Genomic DNA, 261 nt, shown 5'->3' with positions numbered 1-261 from the left:
GAAACTCAAGAAAAAGTTGAAACAAGAACGGACAAAACTGACAAATCTTCGCAAAATCAAACAAAGTTGTGTGAAAGGAAAGCTGACGTTTCCGAAAAACGCCCGCTTCGTGAAGCGCAACAACCTCATCTCCTTATCTCGTAAAAAGGACACATTGATTTGGCTGAATGAATATCTGTTTGAACACCAGTACTTAGATGTTCAAATCAAAAGAATCCAGGCGAAAATCGGCCTTTTAACCCACAGACAATTCCGTTTAAC

At 39.5% G+C, this 261-nt stretch carries 1 pseudogene; it reads left to right on the top strand.

The annotated features are described in order from the left end of the window. Positions 1–261 (top strand): annotated as a pseudogene (locus JDS96_RS32745) (IS200/IS605 family accessory protein TnpB-related protein); the annotation flags it as partial.

The sequence above is a fragment of the Bacillus cereus group sp. N21 genome (genome assembly GCF_016483395.1).
GTDB lineage: Bacteria > Bacillota > Bacilli > Bacillales > Bacillaceae_G > Bacillus_A > Bacillus_A pseudomycoides.
This window is presented reverse-complemented; position numbering and strand designations above follow the sequence as displayed.